Genomic DNA, 17,659 nt, shown 5'->3' on the forward strand with positions numbered 1-17,659 from the left:
TTACTTTCGACTATCATCAATAACTAATAACTGTCTTTTAATATAAAACAACACACACTTCTAAAAGTTAATGAAGCTATGTGTTGTTTTATTAAATGGACATTCTTACATATCAAACTCTCGCCAGATTTGATCAGGATTTAGACTAGCATCTTGATCAAAAAAGTATTTAACTGCTTTGATCATATAATCCCAAGAAACACATACATTTTCTGGCATCACCGATAATTGTGAAATCGTAATTGAATATTCTTTTCCTTCTTTTTTTGTTCCATCCACTAATTCAAAATAGGTATCACTTGGATAAAATTCTTCAATTCCTTCCTCTTCTTCCTCATCAAATAGTTGATCCGTCAGTTCATACCAATAATTGACATAGAAGATTTTTTCATTATCTATTATGTTCCCACCATGAATAACCAATTCCCCCTTAGCTTTTCGTCTCAGTAAAACCATCGAAACATCCTGTCCATTCATCTTAGCTAGATGCTCTTCGATGGATTGCCAATCTGGATTTTCAATATAAGGGGCACGATTCATCTTTAATAGCCATTTACTCATTTCTTCTTTCTTCTCTCCTTTGCCCGCTCTCGAGAAACTTAGTTCATTGTGCTTTTGTTGAAGTTGCTCATAAACTTTATTAAGAACCCATTGCATTTTTTGTGCTTCTTCACTTAAACCTTTATTGAATTGGGTTAATGATTTCTTGAACTTTTCTAACACTTCCAAGGATACATGAGCATCCATCACTTCACCTACTTTGTGAGATGCTAACCCTGACCGACAATCTCCCTAATAAACTCCGATTTCCATTCTTTACTAGGGTATTGAAAAGGTTGAAACTTTCGAAACTCGCCAGATAAGTCTCGGCAAATCGCAAACTTGCCTTTTAGATCCGTAGCGATATTTTCTCCTAGAAACTTGTTAGAGTCTTCTTCACGTAATAACAGAGCGATTTTGTAGCCAAAAAGATCTTGGGTACCATATGGAAATTTGTTGAGGTTTCCATAGGTGTCACACCACATGATTGTATAAATCCCCAGTGCTGGACCATCGTTGAGGATCTCAAGAAACATTTTCCCAACGGGCTTCTCTTGATCGAAGTCTAGGGAAAATGAATTTTCATCAGCTGTCTTAATGATGAGACGAATCCGCTGAATCCCATGAACAAATAAATAATATGGAGAACGATTCTGACTCCCTCCAGAACGGCGTTGGTCCATTTCTTCATAAAGCCAAGTGATTTGTTTTTGCAACTCGCTATCGTTACTAACTTTACGTATATGGCTACCTGTCTGCTCAATCAGAAGATCTACAGTATCATTTCGATGGTTATGAAGCGGTCGATAATCAACGAAAATAATGCGCGTTTCAGAGGAAGCATGAGAGCCCGAACACAAAGCTGAGCATAGTGAATAATAGATCATCCTTCGTGCAAGTCCCTCATCCTGACCCAAGATCACCACATTATCCTCATGCTGATATTGTAAATGGATGGTGGTATAAGGAGGTGCAACTCGAACCGATTTGCCCAACCATAAGATAGAGCCGTAATCATCTTCGCTTCTTCTAAATAGGAGAGCTGGATCCTCCATAGTAGCCTCTGCTTGACTTGAAAAAACTTCGGCCTCATACACATACCCTTGTTGTGAACTATACTCCCCGATTTTTTGGAGAATCTCTACTTGGTATTTTCGATCCAGATAGGCAATTCTAAACTTTACATTGGTCGCATTGCCAGCATCACTATTATAAATAGCTACGCCCACTTCTTGTCCTAAACTGGCAATCCCATCATTATCTTGTCCTAGTAACACACGAGCGTCTTTTTCGTCTGCTTTTAAACCAATTCTTACTGCCATTTGAGACAGGGTTGAGGTTTCAAGTGACGAATTCATCACTGTAGAGACGGTTTGTGATGATAAAATCACATGAATCCCAAATGATCTTCCCCGTCTAACCAGGTCATCCAAGATCGCTGCACAATTATGAGCCACTTTACGATTTTTCTGCGTATCAAAAAGAACCTGAAATTCATCAATAACCAGAAGGATTCTTGGCATGGTTTGCCCTGTTTTTTCTCGGTAATTCATGATATTTTGAACAGATTGCTTTTTAAATAGATCTCCACGACGACTTAGTTCTTGTTGGAGCTCGATCAAGATACTTTCGCCAAATTCTTGTTCACTCTCCAGAGCGAGAACCTTTACATGGGGGATCCGATGGGTGGCGTACTCGCTAAATTCTACACCTTCCTTGAAGTCCAATAGGAATAGGTTCAACTCATCTGGGCTATAGTTGATACATGCACTTGTGATCAACGTGTGTAGTAACGAGGTTTTTCCTGATCCTGTCTTTCCTGCAATAATGGCATGCTGAGAAGTATCTGCACCAAAAATCAAGGGATGAATCTCACCAGCTCCTGTTTTTCCAATAGGAATCGTTAATGAGTCAGAGCTACTCTTTGCAAACCAATCGGTCTGCCTAGGAGCAATCACCGAGAAGGGAGTCTCCCTCTTATTGGCAATCACTACTTGTTCGCCTAACTCATCGACGAAAGCCACCAATTGAGATGATTGTGGTGGAGAAACAAATTCAAATAGAATTTCATTTGATGGGTTACCAATCATTAGATCATTACGATCACTTTGAATGACATTAGAAATTGCTCCCATGTGGTTGATGATTTGCTCAAATGAATCCTGTTGATATTGGGAAACAAATTCCGAGTTATATGTAACAATTACATGTACACCACATTTGCTCCCATTTTCGATGATATAGAGTAGTTTTTCCATCATTTCTACAGTGAAATTTTTGGGGAAGTCTAATACAGTTAACAGTTTGTAGCTTTCAGCATTTTCCTTGGCGAAGGTGTTGTATTCATAGATATCTCCAAATCCAGTCCCGGAAGATAATTTAAATTGGATGATGTGATCAATATGGTTATACACATCATCCAGAGCTTGACGAATCGCATCTTGACTTGTAAACACTTGTTTCCCTACTATTTTTTCATCTTTAGATGATAATTTCATATAAGGCGAGAAGATTCGGCCTGCATTTTTGGGATCTATGAAGATACAATGTAATTGTGTAGGTGGTAACTGGGCAAGCATTCGGGCGATCACAGCTTGGACACCTTGATTTACCTGATCTTCAATCAAAAAGTTGGATTGGATCAGTAATGAACATATATCATTGAATTGAAATGCATAAGGCATAAGGATGTAGTCTTCATTGATGAATTCTTCATACCTTTCTAATATTTCCTTTGATCGTTCTGGTGAATCTAAGTGATTAAGTCTTACTTTCATGGTACCGATCTGAATAACTGGGATTTCCTCACCAGGATGGGTATAATGGGAAAAATCAGGTTCATATAAACTGATTCGCTTGGCGATTGCCTGCAACATATAAGGTGGCATCATTTCTTCAAGCTGTATCTTAAATGTATCTTCTGCCTTTTCCCTCATAGTAGCTTCAGTAAGCTTGAGTTGATGAAGCTGTTCTCTTTGACTATTCTCAAGCTCTTCCATTAAACGAGCATACTTTCTTTCCGCTTCACTCATTTGCTTACAAAGATGCTCTTGAACTTCACTCTGTATTCGATCATGAATTGTATTTGCTCGTTCCACCAAATACTTGATTTCGGCATACTTTTTGGGTCTATTTCCAACCAGAAGATGAATCACAGATCGTTTTCTGAGTAAATCAATTCCAAGCTGCTCAATTCGATCTGCAATGGCTTGCATCTCACGAACAGGGTCTCGAATATGATCAAATGGATATAAATAATGATCAGCAATTTGAAGATGGTCTCTTTTCTTGTAATACTCAGGATCAAGGATCGAAAATTCACTTTCGTGTGCAATTGCAATCGAATAATACTTTGTAATCCCAGCTGTAACCTGATCACTTTCCTCTTGATATGTACGTTTTTCGGCTTCTAACTCAGCCCCTAATCGACTCTTTTCACTTCGATAAGACTCATGGATTGACTCTTGTTCTGCTTCATAATCCCTCTCGATTTTATGAATTGCTTGAGTATAGTTATCGATTGATGTTCGAATGTTATCAACGCAGTCTAGAATATTGGTGGCAAATTTATTCATCAATCACTCTCTCCTTATGGGAGATAACCTCTCTTTTCTATTTCACAAATGATGGAGTACACTTGATTGATCCGACTCAAAAGCTGTCCTTCAGAAGACAAAACGGGTGCGATCTCCGACTGTTCAAATTTTTTCCGTTGCGAATCTCTCCATTGCGGTTCGATGGATTGCCAATCAGAACTTAAAGTCTTAAATAAACTCTGACACTTCGCAGCAATTTCAGAAATGGTTGAAGAAGGTCTCATCATGCTCACATCCTTAGCTTCATCAAAATGAGGTACAGCCACTCGCTCTTCAACTACCACTTGCAAATTTACATATCTTACCTACAATCATCATAATCACTAACATGAAAAAAATCGCGATCAACCAGACTAATAACCGCATAGCGATATAACACCCAACAGCTACTCCTAATGGCAAAAGTAGGGTCCATCCATATTCGATTCCATCATAGGTCTTCGCCCATTTATAATTATAAAAAGCGGTAATCGCCGTCCCAAATACACATCCAATGAGCAAGCCCGCAAAAAGATTCTGAACGTGAAAATATTCACTTGTCCACAAAATGCTACCAAAAACCCCATAAATGATTGCAGAGCAGACTAAGGTATTGATCTTGAAACTGAGCACTTTTCCCTCAAGCGCAGCTAGACGCATTTTATTGTGGATCTGTGACATGTCACTAAATCCACCATTGATATGACTATGATCATTTCTTGCGATCATTTCCCCTTCTTCATGGATACTCGACAGCAACTCCAACCCTCCTTTACGAAAAACTCCATATGAACATCAGAAGCCTATTTTTCAAAATGACTTCTCACTTAGAAATCATGAAAAATAAGGCTTCTATTACTTACAAACTTATCTTAAATAGTCATCCAATTGGGAGGCTTTCGCATTAAGGTGTTGAATATAACTTTCAAACTCAGGTAACCGATTCTTAATCTGGCTGATCATCGACTCAAGCTCTTGGCCAAATTTTTGATGTTGAGCATCTCTCCATTGTCCCCCCACATTCGAATGAGCAGATTTTAAAGTTTGGAGTAATTGATTTTGTTGCTGTACAAATCGTTGAATTTGTTTTGCATAGTTTCTAACGGCCTCAGGAGAGTTGATTACATTCATCCTAGTACCTCCTCTAGGTTGTAAAAATTCGATTTTCGAAAATAAAATGACTTTAATACTCTATAATGAGCATTTTTAGTGAAAAATTAATGATTTTGTAATTTTTTCATTTTATCTATTATTGTTTGTCTATGGGGGTTATGTCAAGTGGGAGAGGGGGGAGAATAATTCTTTTGATGTTAAATTTTGACTCAGTAGTGTCGATGAACCTGAGCATCGGAACAATTTCCCCCTCCATGAACTTGTACCTTTGCTAAGAAGAGGTAAAGCCTGTTTCACTCAACATCCTACTAATCTTGACTAAGTAATTTCGTGATGAAATGACAAGGCAACGGACTCTTAGCACTTCCAATTCATACCTTTTTCTTTTTGATTAATCACTTGGGATAACTCTTTTCTTTCTTCTACTGCCTCAGTTATTACATCTCGAACATTTATTAATGGTTGACTCTCGTTATGTATACCATCCATGTTATTAGATTTTTTGGAAAGAGAAGGGACTAAATCTTTTCCTGTTTGCTGCTTATAGAGTTCATTAATTCTATTCATAATCGCCGAGAACTGACTGCTGTTATGCGTCAATATTTGTTCATTAGCTTCTTTGGTCTGTTCTATTTTTTGTTCATGAGAATTTTTAGGAGAACTAAGATTTTTCTGCTCTTCAAATTGATTATTGTATTCTTTTTCAATTGATTTTGCTATTTCTTCAATATAGGAAGGATATCTTCCTTGCTTTAAAGCATAATCATATTCAAGAAATTGCAAAGCTTTCATTTTTTCAGTTTGAGAAGCCTTCTCCCAATTTGAAGTGTGAAACATTCTCAAGTATGATTGTGACCACATCCTTATTTATAGAAGAAGAAAGGAACCGATTTGAATTTTGCGGCTTTTTGGGGCTCTTTCATAAATGCACTCATGAGAAACAGAGCACTGGTAAAGTTACTATCCCATTTATCCATAATATATTTGAGTGTAACACCCTCCACTTCAATTTCTTCAGAGATCGTCCGATCCTCAATCCACTGTTGTAATGCTTTTTGTAATGGCTCTTGCAGTCTTTTTAAGCTTTCAATTTTATCTTCTGCTTGGTGTTGATAATAGTTACATTCGGTCAAAAGGATTTCTTTTAATTTTTCTTCGTTAAAGAGTGACATTCTGTTTTCCTCCTTGTGCACTTTATTTGTTTTATCTATTATAGCATTTTAATTATTCTTGATAATGTTATATTTTTTGCAAACTAACAATATGTAAATAATTAGCATACTAAACAAAAAAGAACATTTTTGCCTTTATACTATTACATCCTTATTTAATAAAAAAGAAAGGAATTGATTTGAACTTTATAGCATCTTGGGGCTCATCCATAAATGTACTCATAAGAAACAAGGCACTGGTGAAATTACTTTCCCATTTATCCATAATATATTGAAGTGTAACACCCTCCACTTCAATTTCTTCAGAGACTGTTCGATCCTCGATCCATTGTTGCAATGCTTTTTGTAATGGCTCTTGCAGTCTTTTTAAGCTTTCAATTTTCTTTTCTGCTTGGTATTGATAAAAGTTACATTCATTCAAAAGGATTTCTTTTAGCTTCTCTTCGTTAAAAAATGATGACATTCTGTTTTCCCCATTATGTATTTTATCTATTAAATAATTATAATTATTATTGAATCTTGTTATTTTAAGAATGATATATGTAAAAAATAGAAAAATAAAGATAAAAAACATTTAAAGAAGATAGGAATCGATTTGAATCATAGAAAATAAAGGATGATTATGTTGATTATAAGTCTTCTATAGATCTTTTATATCTACACTTCCAATTTATAACCAGTCTGATCCACTCTTTATTCATCTTTTACCTGTATCCCTTTTGAAGAAAACAGGAATCGACTTAAAATCTTCTACATATTTGTGTTCATCCATAAACACACTCATGAGAAATAGAGCACTGGTGAAGTTACATTTCCTTTTTTCTATAATATCTTTCAGCTTAACACCTGCTACTTCAATTTCTTCGGAGATGGTTCGATCCTCGATCCATTGTTGCAATGCTATTTGTAATGGCTCTTGGAGTTTCTTCAAGCCTTCAATTTCCTTCTCTGCCTGGTGATTATAAAAATTACATTCATTCAAAAGGATTTCTTTTAATTTCTCATTGTTAAAAAGTGACGACATTCTGTCCCCCCCTTTTATACTATAAAAACATCCTTATTTAATGAAGAAAAAAGGAATTGATTTAAACTCTATGGCCTCTTCGGGTTCATCCATAAATACACTCATAAAAGTTAGGGCACTGGTAAAATCACTTTGACATTTGTCCATAATATATTTAATTGTAATACCTTCTACTTCAATTTCTTCAGAGATCGTTCGATCCTCAATCCACTGTTGCAATGCTCTTTGTAATGGCTCTTGGAGTTTCTTCAAGCCGTCAATTTCCATTTCTGCCTGGTATTGATAAAAGTTACATTCATTCAAAAGGATTTCTTTTAACATCTCTTCGTTAAAAAGTGACGATATTCTGTTTTCCCCCTTATGCATTTTGTCTATTATAGCATTTTAATTATTCTTGAATCTTGTTATTTTTTGATCGTGATAGATCTAAGAAATTAGCAAACTAAAGATAAAGAACATTTTCGTCTTTACTCTATACAATACCCTTATTTAAAGAAGACAGGAGTCAATTTGAATCATATAAAATAAAAGATGATTGTGATTGGATACATTCCGGAAACAATTTTTCCTTTAGTGACTCTTCAGTTAATGCTTCTAATCCATTCTTCTTTATTCACTTTAGCTTCACATTCTTATTTAATGAAGAAGAAAGGGACCGATTTGAATTTTGCGGCTTTTCGGGGCTCTTTCATAAATGCACTCATGAGAAACAAAGCACTAGTAAAGTTACTATCCCATTTATCCATAATATATCGGAGTGTGACACCTTCCACTTCAATTTCTTCAGAGATGGTTCGATCCTCAATCCATTGTTGTAAAGCTTTCTGTAATGGTTCGTTGAGCTTTTTAAAACTTTCAATTTCCTGCTCTGCCCTATAAGTCGAATGGTTTAAATTTCTTTTAGTTTTTCTTCGTTAAAAAGTGACATTTTGTTTTCCTCTTTGAGCATTTTATCAGTTTTATCTATTATAGGAATTTAATTATTATTTGAATCTTGTTGTTTTTTTAAGCATGATATATGTAAGGAATTAGAAAAATAAATACAAAAGAACATTTTTCACCTTTATACGATATCCTTATCTATATAATTACTATCCCATTTATCCATAATATATTGGAGTGTGACACCTTCTACTTCAATTTCTTCAGAGATCGCTCAATCCATTGTTGCAATGCTTTTTGTAATGATTCGTCGAGCTTTTTTAAACTTTCTACTTCCTTCTCATATGAATGTTTATGTTCATTAACAAGGATTTCTTTTAGCTTTTCTTCGTTAAAGTGTGGCATTCTGTTTTTTCTCCTTGTAGAATTATTTGAATTTTACCCATTACACCAATTTAATAGTTCCTTGCTTATATAAAAGTCAAAGCTCCTGACTTTTGAGATGGGTCACTTATGAAAATCTTAACAGTTATAGAAGTGAATTCAAAAGCTAAGGGGCAACAAGATCAGTAGTGTTGATTTACCAACAGTTAGGAGACGATATTTCGCTCGAAATGACTTTGTACCGATCCTTAGTGGAACCCTTTGATGAAGGAAAAGAGGAGGCAACTCTTCCTTGAGATCCTTCGTTGCCTTTTGCCTCCTCCCGGAATCAAAGGGTGAAATGGACTTCTCCACTTCTTTGCAAGGGACAAGCTCATGGAGGGAGAAAATTGAGCTCCGATGCACGAATATGTAAGGTGAATATTGCCTCATCGACACTACTACAACGAGATAATACAAATCTATATTTTAAACATTAGTAACTTTATATGAGCATTTTTAGATGATCCAAATCCCATTAGGTCACTATTTCTCTTTCTAGGTTCATTGAATTAAGCCACCTGATTTCTAATTTAATCAAGCTGGTTTACTCAAATGAGTTAGTAATCATTTATTTTGTATTCTTTTCAGTAACAAGTGCTGCAATTTTATCAAATGCTTTCGATTCATTGGAACTGGATACCATTTGAATTCCCATTTCTTGAATACGTTTGTAAGCTTCATCCAACTTCGCTTGTAGTGTACTAATGGTTAGGTTGGCTGTTTCTAGTTGTGATCTTAAATGTTCGCGCTCAGCTTCGAGAATACGCCGATCTGCTTCGACTTCTTTTTTAAGAGTTGCTTCACGTATGGCAAGTACTCGCTTGATTTCTGAGGAGGCTTTAGAGTCTGCTTCCGCTTTTGCCTCAGCTAATTTTGCTGGAAAAGCAGCGATTTCTGCTTCAAGATCATCTAATTTTTGTTCGCGTTTTTCGATTGCCACTTCACGTTCACCTAAAGACTTTTCATATGTACTTAGTTCAGCGTTTGTTTTTTCTAATTCTGCATTGAATTCCTTACGTTTACTCGTAATCTCATCCTCAAGGTTGTCCATGGCTTGCTTTTTATGTCTAGCAAATTCATATTTGAATTCTTCTTCTTCACGTTTTTTCGTTTGAACTAGTTTCTCTTTTTGCTCTTTGATTAAAGTCTCGTACTCTTCACGACTCAATTTAATTTGACTTACGATCTCAGCCAATTCAGCAGCAGCTTTTTCTTTTTCATCCACTAACTCTTTTTCTTGCTCTAGCTTCAGTTCTTGGTGCGCATTCACGAGTGCTGCAAGTGTATGTGCCTGCTTTTCAATACCGAATAATTCTTTTAGTTCAGCCTCTTTAATTTCAATTGCTTCTTTGATCGTTTGTAAACTATTCATCTCAACGACAATATCTTCATTGATTTTTCCTAACAATCTAGAAATCGATTTAGACAAATCAGTAATTTTCTTCTCAACATTATCTTCTACAATCTGGTCTGCTTTAGTGATGGTTTCAGTTGCTTTTTTAGCCGTAGTTTCAGCAACAGCGTTCAACTTTCCTTTTTCCAACTCAGCAATCTTTTTCTCAGCTTCTCGAAGTGCCGTAAGAATGGTGGCTTTGGTGTTTTTTTCTGTGATGTTTGCCATCTTTTATCTTCCTTCTCTAAATTAGGATTTTTATTTTCTATCCTAAGTGTATCGAATCAGGTATGCCAAAATGGGGATACCTTGAATCATGTCTACCCTAATCAAAAATGAATAAAAAAAGCCCATACATTGTGTCAGAACACAACATATGAACCTCATTTTCATTTATTTATCAACAAATTGTCCTATTTCTAGAGTTTAGTTATAAAACATTTCTTCGTATGGACAGAACCCGTTTAAATTCCGGCATTTATGATCGCTTGTCATTATAACACTTTAATAGTTGTCTTAACTTTATATCAATTCCGTATGATACTAACTTATCTTTTCTACTATGATATAGTTTCTTAATGATTTTTTGATTTTGTTCTGGTGTAGCCAAATGAATGGCTCTATGACAATTTGGACACAGCGAAATTATATTTCCAGGCACATCAAGACTATATTGAAATTCCCCTTGTTTAGCGAGTGGAATCAAATGATGTGCTTCAACAAAATTCTTACCTGTTACATTAGATACGAATGTCCTATGTTCCGGATTGTATTCACACACATAACCTGCCTTATGTATGGCTTCCTTAGAGATTCTTTCATTACGTTCCCACTCTTCAATACCGTTTGTCAATTTTCTTTTTGGGCGTTTTTGCGGCTTCTCAGGAGTGACACTAGGTTTAGATCTATCAATATTTGCTTGATAACTAAATTCTGAAAGAGATAAAATAAATTTATTTGCGATTATTAAATCATTGATTTCGCTAAATTCCTTCCCACCCATATATCCTTTGATTTCACGATAAACTCCAATTAGATTGCGTAAATCGTTTACTAATACAGTATTATTAGGAATCTTACCGGTCTCATAAAACTTACCGCAAATATGCCCCAATTCATATCCCTTGCCCAGTGACTTTGTACAATGAAGATCAATAGGTTCAAATGAAAAATCGTTTAATGGTGAGTTCAGAATTTCCTTCCATTTATCAGAAACAAGTTCGATCTTATGTCTACCATCAGTTGTTCGATATTTTTCTTTATAATAGGTCCAGCCTTGATTTAAAGACAGATAAACGCCACTCATATCAGCTCTAAAAAGGTAAACTATGTAGTAACCTTTAGTGGCAGTAGTTGTTATACCTTTATCAGAAATCAAGATCCAAGGGATCTCTGCCCAGTTCCCTTGGCCGACTGATCCTTTTATACAGTATTGACTTGAATCAATACTAGCTTTTTCTTTTACCTCTTCAACTGCAAAACTACGGACAAATTCACCAATTTTATTTCCTCCAAAGTTACTTTTAGCTTCACTTATATAGTTTCTTAGAATAGTAGTAAAAACTTCTTTCATAAAACTCTTCTCCCAAATATAAATAGTAAATCAGTAGTGTCGATTCACCATGATTTAGGATCAATTATTCTGGACCAAATGACTTTGTTCCATCGCCTACCCATTTCCTAATCAGCACTACTGATCCTAAGTATAATTATAGTTTATCATTACTATTATATAATTTTCTAATTGAATTAATATTAAATGAAATATATATTAGTGTCATTTTTAACTCTTTTGAATCTAAAATGAATCACTCCAAACCCACCCCAAAACAAAAACCCTACCACTCCATGACTTCGGTAGGGTTACGCGACTCTTAAATTTTCAATTCACCCAACCGCACGAGCTCCACAACAGCTTGGGATCGTCCTTTGACGTTGAGCTTTTGCATGACATTGCTGATGTGGTTGCGGACGGTTTTTTCACTGATGAAGAGATGTTGGGCGATTTCTTTGGTTGTTTTGTCTTGAACGAGTAGCTCGAAAACTTCCCTCTCCCGATTGGTTAATAAGGATTTACCTTTTTGGTTATTCAAATGATGCCACCCTTCCTTGCTCGAGCACTAAGAACACGAGGGTCAGGGACCAGTCAAACTATCTTATGAGCAAGAATCGATCAAGGTGAGGCAAATGAGGTAAAATAGGCGGTTGCTTCTGTTATTTTTAAATTCTTGCTTCATATTGTTTTCACATTTTATGCAAAAAAGATTAAGGGGTTCCAGCACTTTCCGAGTTAAAAATTCTCTTTTCTCTTCTGTTCACAAGAAGTACTATAATAAGTGGTTCCTATTTTCTTTTTAAGAGTGAGTGATATCTTGGATTAGGTCTAGAGGCGATTCAGTTCATGATGTCATAACTCTTTTCAAGATAGTAGAAAATCATTGTTAAATACTATAAAAAAGTCTTGAGAACGGTTTCGCTCAAGGCTAGAGAGAAAAGGGGTACAGGTATGTTTAAAGCATTGACGATTGCAGGTTCTGACTCCAGTGGTGGCGCTGGGATTCAAGCGGACTTGAAAACTTTTCAGGAATGTGGAGTTTATGGGATGACCGCCTTAACGACGATCGTAACGATGAACCCCGATGATAACTGGTCACATCAAGTATTCCCCATTCCTATGGATACCTTAAAAGACCAGTTAAAAACAATTTTAGAGGGCATTGGCGTACAAGCTTTAAAAACGGGAATGCTTGGCTCTGTTGAAGTGATTGAACTAGTTGGCGAAACGATTGAAAAATATGATGTAGAACATGTTGTCATTGACCCTGTGATGGTTTGTAAAGGTACAGATGAGCTTGTTCAACCTGACACTGCAGTCAGCCTACGAGAAGTTCTCGTCCCTAAAGCAACAGTAGTCACTCCCAATTTGTTTGAAGCACAACAACTCAGCCAAGGAAAACCGATTCGTACTGTGGACGACATGAAAGAGGCCGCAGCTAAAATTCATGATTTGGGTGCCAAATATGTATTGGTCAAAGGCGGCGGCAAGCTTCAACACGAAAAAGCGGTTGACGTTCTTTATGATGGACAAACGTTTGATGTGTTAGAAGGAGATCGCATCAAAACGACAAATACACATGGAGCAGGTTGTACCTATTCAGCAGCTATTACAGCTGAGTTGGCGAAAGGAAAGCCTGTTAAAGAAGCGATTGAAGTCGCTAAATCTTTTATTACTGAAGCGATTCGCCACTCTTTCCCTATCAACCAATACGTAGGACCATTGAAACATCATGCTTGCCGTTTATACCCCATTAAGTAAGACAAAAAGAACAACCAGCCCGCGAATCTGTCTGATCGCTGTGGCTGGTTGATTTACGATATCCCTAACTCTTAAGCTTCAATCTTTACAATCTCTTCAGGTGCAGTCGTTAATGATTGAAGTCCTTGTGTAGTGACGAGATATGTATTTTCGATCCCTACAACACCTCTACCTGGGAAAGTAAACTTAGGTTCGATCGCAATGACCATCCCTTCGACCAACTCTTGGCTAAATCCACGAGCTAAGACAGGTAATTCGTCTAATTCCAATCCCACTCCATGTCCGAGGAATTTAGCTTGATCTTTTCCATACCCCATAAAATGTTCTTTTAACCCTGCTTGATCTGCCATTTCAACCGCTTTCAGATATAACGATTCCCAACTCACACCGGGGCGTCCCATCTGTTCGATTTCACGTAAAATGGAGCGAGTAATTTCATATGCTTGTTGTAGATCATCGTCCATTTCACCAACCACAGCCATCCGTGTTTGGTCTATAATATAGCCTTCTACAACTGTACTGATATCGACGAGGATGGGCTCCCCACTAGTAAACGTTTTATGTCCTGATCCTTGTGGGCTAGCCGTCGTTAGACCTAATCCCCCAGCAGGCCCGTCAAAGTAGGTAGGAGTAGCAGCAGCCATCCCTGAAGCGACCATTCCTAAAGCTAGCTCTTGATTATAGCCCCGCATCCGATATAGGCTGATATTGCCTTGAACTCGTAACTTATATTCGATCTGGGCAGCGAGTTCTACCTCACTCATCCCTAAACGAATCATCTCTGGTAAAGAGACCACAATCTCATGAACCCTGCGCGCTGCTTCTCGTAATTGTTCTAACTCATAAGACGATTTGACAGCTCGTTGAAGACGAAGTGCAAAGGAGACGTCCACAGCTTCCGCTCCAGGAAACATACTTAAATAGCGTTGCGCAAGACCGTAAGGCAAAACATCCATCTCAATTCCCAGACGTTTCACCTCACCAAAATGATTCCTAATCTTATCTCCTAGCTCTTTCATCCTGCCCATCTCTTCAACAGGAATCGAGGCTTCAAATTCGGCTCGAGTGACACTTTTTTTCACATATAAACAGGGATCACCTGACTTTGGGACATATAAGACTCCGTTTTGCATCGTACCAGACAAATAGTAAATATCTATATTCTGAGTAATGAGTGCTCCATCTAACTTCATTTGTTGCAATGTTTGCTGAAAATCTTGAAGTCGTTGCTTAATTTCAGATACAGGGACTAGTGGCAATGAGTGCATAAAAGCTTCATCCTTTCTGTTAGCGAAATATGTCTTCTTCAAAAATTCTCTCTCACCCGTTTGAAACCCTTTTCATTTCTGTTTTTTCCTTTTGAATAGATGAAAATATCTTGAGGAATGATAAAAGTTAACTACAGTAGGGTCTATGAAGGCTATGATCGGCCTCTCTGAAGAGGGTTTCGCTCAAAAGATACGACGCCCTACTGTTGGATAAGTTGATACTACTAAAGTACTCAACTTGAGCAAAAAGAAATCAAGTGGTTTGATTCAATGAATCTTGGAGGGGAGATATTTCTCTAGCGAACGACTTTGGCGGATTCGCTACGAGAGTGAGACAGAGAAACAGCGCCCAATAGGATCTGGATCAATATGTGACTAAAAATGCTCATATAGAGTAAAGTAACTGGACAGTGAAAGCTTACATGTTAAAGGATGTCGTTCATGGGAATTACATTATGGTTACTCATTTTTGTTGTGGTCGTGATCGTACTGTGGCTTTTAGTAAGTCCAAACCGAAATATAGAACCGGTCCCATCCTTACCTCCTTCATCTCGAAAACCGGTTATTTTAATAATAGTCGATTCGTTGATGGATCAACCTTTAAAAGAAGCCATCGCGATGGGAAAAGCTCCTGCTTTTCAATTTTTGAAAAAACACGGGAAATACATTCCACAAGTTGTCTCTCCTTTTCCAACAATGTCTGTCTGTATAGATAGTACTTTGTTGACTGGAACAACCCCTAATCAACACCACATCTTTGGTTTATGTTATATGCATCCTACGGAAAAAAGAATGGTTAACCTAGGAACAGGATTACGAGAAACCATCGTATTTGGCAGTAAACAAATTGTGACTGATAGTCTAACCCGCTTAAACCAAGATTTCCTAAGTAAAGATGTGACGACAATTCATGAAGCTTTGGATCAACCAACAGCTTCGATCAACGCTGTTGTTTATCGAGGGCCCTTTGAGCATACATTGCGATCCCCTCGACTCGCTGTACTGTTTAATCTGTTACCACGAAAAATAGCCACCATGGCTCCTCAAATCTTTTCCTATGGATCACTTGTGCAGACCAGTACACATTCACAAAAAGCGAGTGCTTTTTTTCGCTATGGAATGAACGACCGATTTGCACAAATGGAGCTGAGTTCAATCATTGCCAACAAGCAATTACCTGCATTTTCTATTGTTTATCTACCTGACAATGATGGGGATATTCATCTCAAAGGTACCTCTGAGATCAAGGGAATTATCCAAGCTGATCAGGAGTTACAAACGATTCTACATTCATTTCCATCATGGGAAGATGCGATTCAGCAAGCCACTTTCATTGTGATGGGAGATAGCGGGCAAACCAATTTGCTCCCTGATAAAAAGCAGTCCTATATAGACTTGCGCCAGATCTTAAAGCCTTTTTCCATCATGCCAATTCGACAAAAAAAACCTTCAGAAAAGGATCAATTGATTTTATGCTTAAATGAACGCTCGGCTTATATCTATGTATCTGAAAATGTGTCGATTGAAGATGTGATAGGGAAATGTAAATCAGAATCTAAATTAGACATTATCGCTTGGAAAGAACAAGACATAATCATAGTAGAAAGTGGCCAAACCCCAGGAAGACTGAAGTTTAAAGAAGGCGGTTCCTTTCAAGATCAGTATCAACAATCTTGGCATCTTGAGGGGGATTTAGCCATCCTAGATTTGACAGTGACAGAGAATCAACAAGTGGAGTATGGTCTATATCCCGATGTCTTACTCCGTTTATCAGGAGTCATGGATGCTGCGCAACGAATGGTGGTGGTCACTTGTTCACCTGGTTATGAAATGATTGCTGAAGCATCTCCCAGACATATCGGAGCGGCACACGGCTCTCTCCATCACATCGACTCGTATGTACCAATGATTGTGACTGGAACCGATTCACAACCCACTCACCCACGCATCATCGATTTGAAAAATTGGATCCTGCAATTAGTTGGATCGTCCAATGAGGAGCAACAGAAAAAAGATGAATAGGGCAAGCTCTTCTCTACATACAAGTGTATCAAACCTTGTCGAAACGAGGAGAACAAGTGAAAGTCACTGAGACAAAGCGACACTCTGATCGAATGAACGAAAATCGACTCCATCAAGTCTCATTGTCTGTGATTTGGCCTACATTGCCCTTTACTTATTTAGCTTACTTGGAGTTGGAGCAAGATGAGTTATTCTCTAAAATTCCTGATGAAAAAATCCCACAACTCATCCAATTGGCTATGGAGCATGGAGAAAAAGCAGCTAAAAAGTTTGCTAAAAATCTTGAACTGACTTTCCTGATTAATACGCTATTGAAACAAGGAGTAAGGGTTCGATTTTTCCAACACCAACCCGCAAACTCTTGGATTCGTGCACAATACATCCGCAAACCTCCATCCATTGAGATCTACCGTTCCTCTCTCAGTCAAATGGAAACGTTCTTCCGAGAGATGAAACAACCTGTGGGGGAGAAAGATTTGATTCAGCTCCATTTGGTCCATGAGTGGTTTCACCATTTGGAGGAGACAAAAATTCAACGAACAGACTTAATCCTTCCTCGAGCCAAACAAAAAATATGGGGACCCTTTGTCAGCCATAAACCAATTCGCCGTTTACGAGAGATCGCTGCTCATACTTTTACAGAGCAAGTCCTAAAGCTAACATGGTCCCCTCTTTTACTCGATCATCTTTTACTTCTAAAGGATCAGGGGAAAAGCAGACTACAAATTCGTGAGTACTTTCAATCTGTTCGTCAACGCGTAGAACCGATCTTTCATCCTCCAGCCCCTCCGAGCGAAGAACTGGATCAATCAACCCATTAATTGAGCTAAACCTTTGTGAAATAAACTCTATTGAAATGAAATATTAAATGGGTTTATGATGTGACTATATCGTTATATGACGATATAGTCACTTTTTTATAAGGGAG

At 37.4% G+C, this 17,659-nt stretch carries 18 protein-coding genes; 3 read left to right on the forward strand and 15 right to left on the reverse strand.

From position 1 onward, the window contains the following. Nucleotides 1–105 precede the first annotated feature (105 nt). The 14 genes from EDD58_RS01210 to EDD58_RS01270 all read right to left on the reverse strand — a co-directional run bounded on the left by EDD58_RS01210 (nt 106) and on the right by EDD58_RS01270 (nt 12,218). The gene (locus EDD58_RS01210; protein WP_131923019.1) at nt 106–747 is read right to left on the reverse strand and encodes a hypothetical protein; all 642 of its coding nucleotides are present in this window, start codon (nt 745–747) and stop codon (nt 106–108) included. Nucleotides 748–770: 23 nt separating this feature from the next. Continuing rightward, the gene (locus tag EDD58_RS01215; protein WP_131923020.1) at nt 771–4,115 is read right to left on the reverse strand and encodes an FtsK/SpoIIIE domain-containing protein; all 3,345 of its coding nucleotides are present in this window, start codon (nt 4,113–4,115) and stop codon (nt 771–773) included. Nucleotides 4,116–4,129: 14 nt separating this feature from the next. Continuing rightward, complete coding sequence (locus EDD58_RS01220) at nt 4,130–4,426, reverse strand: hypothetical protein (protein WP_131923021.1); 297 nt, start codon at nt 4,424–4,426, stop codon at nt 4,130–4,132. Next, nucleotides 4,410–4,874, reverse strand: coding sequence for a hypothetical protein (locus EDD58_RS01225; RefSeq protein ID WP_131923022.1), 465 nt, complete (start codon nt 4,872–4,874; stop codon nt 4,410–4,412). Before EDD58_RS01225 ends, EDD58_RS01220 begins: the two co-directional genes overlap by 17 nt. Before the next feature lie 108 nt (nt 4,875–4,982). Further along, entirely contained in the window at nt 4,983–5,246 is a 264-nt protein-coding gene (locus EDD58_RS01230) for a WXG100 family type VII secretion target (RefSeq protein ID WP_131923023.1), read from the reverse strand. A 339-nt stretch (nt 5,247–5,585) separates the two neighbouring features. Further along, nucleotides 5,586–6,020: a hypothetical protein gene (locus tag EDD58_RS01235; protein WP_131923024.1), complete on the reverse strand. Its 435-nt coding sequence runs from the start codon at nt 6,018–6,020 to the stop codon at nt 5,586–5,588. Nucleotides 6,021–6,091: 71 nt separating this feature from the next. Then, complete coding sequence (locus EDD58_RS01240) at nt 6,092–6,400, reverse strand: hypothetical protein (RefSeq protein ID WP_131923025.1); 309 nt, start codon at nt 6,398–6,400, stop codon at nt 6,092–6,094. Nucleotides 6,401–6,551: 151 nt separating this feature from the next. Beyond that, the gene (locus tag EDD58_RS01245; RefSeq protein ID WP_131923026.1) at nt 6,552–6,863 is read right to left on the reverse strand and encodes a hypothetical protein; all 312 of its coding nucleotides are present in this window, start codon (nt 6,861–6,863) and stop codon (nt 6,552–6,554) included. A 234-nt stretch (nt 6,864–7,097) separates the two neighbouring features. After that, the gene (locus tag EDD58_RS01250) at nt 7,098–7,424 is read right to left on the reverse strand and encodes a hypothetical protein (protein ID WP_131923027.1); all 327 of its coding nucleotides are present in this window, start codon (nt 7,422–7,424) and stop codon (nt 7,098–7,100) included. Between the two features lie 33 nt (nt 7,425–7,457). Beyond that, nucleotides 7,458–7,745 carry a hypothetical protein gene (locus tag EDD58_RS01255; RefSeq protein WP_131923028.1) on the reverse strand — a complete coding sequence of 96 codons (288 nt, stop codon included), beginning with the start codon at nt 7,743–7,745 and terminating at the stop codon, nt 7,458–7,460. 810 nt (nt 7,746–8,555) lie between these two features. Next, nucleotides 8,556–8,711 carry a hypothetical protein gene (locus tag EDD58_RS14705; RefSeq protein ID WP_165875734.1) on the reverse strand — a complete coding sequence of 52 codons (156 nt, stop codon included), beginning with the start codon at nt 8,709–8,711 and terminating at the stop codon, nt 8,556–8,558. 589 nt (nt 8,712–9,300) lie between these two features. Further along, entirely contained in the window at nt 9,301–10,353 is a 1,053-nt protein-coding gene (locus EDD58_RS01260) for a coiled-coil domain-containing protein (RefSeq protein ID WP_131923029.1), read from the reverse strand. A gap of 250 nt (nt 10,354–10,603) precedes the next feature. After that, the gene (locus tag EDD58_RS01265; protein WP_131923030.1) at nt 10,604–11,698 is read right to left on the reverse strand and encodes an MrcB family domain-containing protein; all 1,095 of its coding nucleotides are present in this window, start codon (nt 11,696–11,698) and stop codon (nt 10,604–10,606) included. 301 nt (nt 11,699–11,999) lie between these two features. Beyond that, nucleotides 12,000–12,218, reverse strand: a complete 219-nt coding sequence (locus EDD58_RS01270; protein ID WP_131923031.1) for a helix-turn-helix domain-containing protein — start codon at nt 12,216–12,218, stop codon at nt 12,000–12,002. 413 nt (nt 12,219–12,631) lie between these two features. Between EDD58_RS01270 and pdxK the strand changes: the two genes are divergently transcribed. Then, nucleotides 12,632–13,441, forward strand: coding sequence for a pyridoxine/pyridoxal/pyridoxamine kinase (gene pdxK, locus EDD58_RS01275; RefSeq protein WP_131923032.1), 810 nt, complete (start codon nt 12,632–12,634; stop codon nt 13,439–13,441). Between the two features lie 71 nt (nt 13,442–13,512). On the opposite strand, the gene EDD58_RS01280 is transcribed toward pdxK, so the two are convergent. Then, complete coding sequence (locus EDD58_RS01280) at nt 13,513–14,751, reverse strand: M24 family metallopeptidase (RefSeq protein ID WP_243648603.1); 1,239 nt, start codon at nt 14,749–14,751, stop codon at nt 13,513–13,515. Between the two features lie 399 nt (nt 14,752–15,150). On the opposite strand from EDD58_RS01280, the gene EDD58_RS01285 reads away from it, so the two are divergent. Further along, nucleotides 15,151–16,731: an alkaline phosphatase family protein gene (locus EDD58_RS01285; protein WP_165875735.1), complete on the forward strand. Its 1,581-nt coding sequence runs from the start codon at nt 15,151–15,153 to the stop codon at nt 16,729–16,731. A gap of 35 nt (nt 16,732–16,766) precedes the next feature. Continuing rightward, complete coding sequence (locus tag EDD58_RS01290) at nt 16,767–17,552, forward strand: hypothetical protein (protein ID WP_165875736.1); 786 nt, start codon at nt 16,767–16,769, stop codon at nt 17,550–17,552. Nucleotides 17,553–17,659: the final 107 nt, after the last annotated feature.

The organism is Hazenella coriacea (genome assembly GCF_004341825.1).
Taxonomy (GTDB): domain Bacteria; phylum Bacillota; class Bacilli; order Thermoactinomycetales; family Thermoactinomycetaceae; genus Hazenella; species Hazenella coriacea.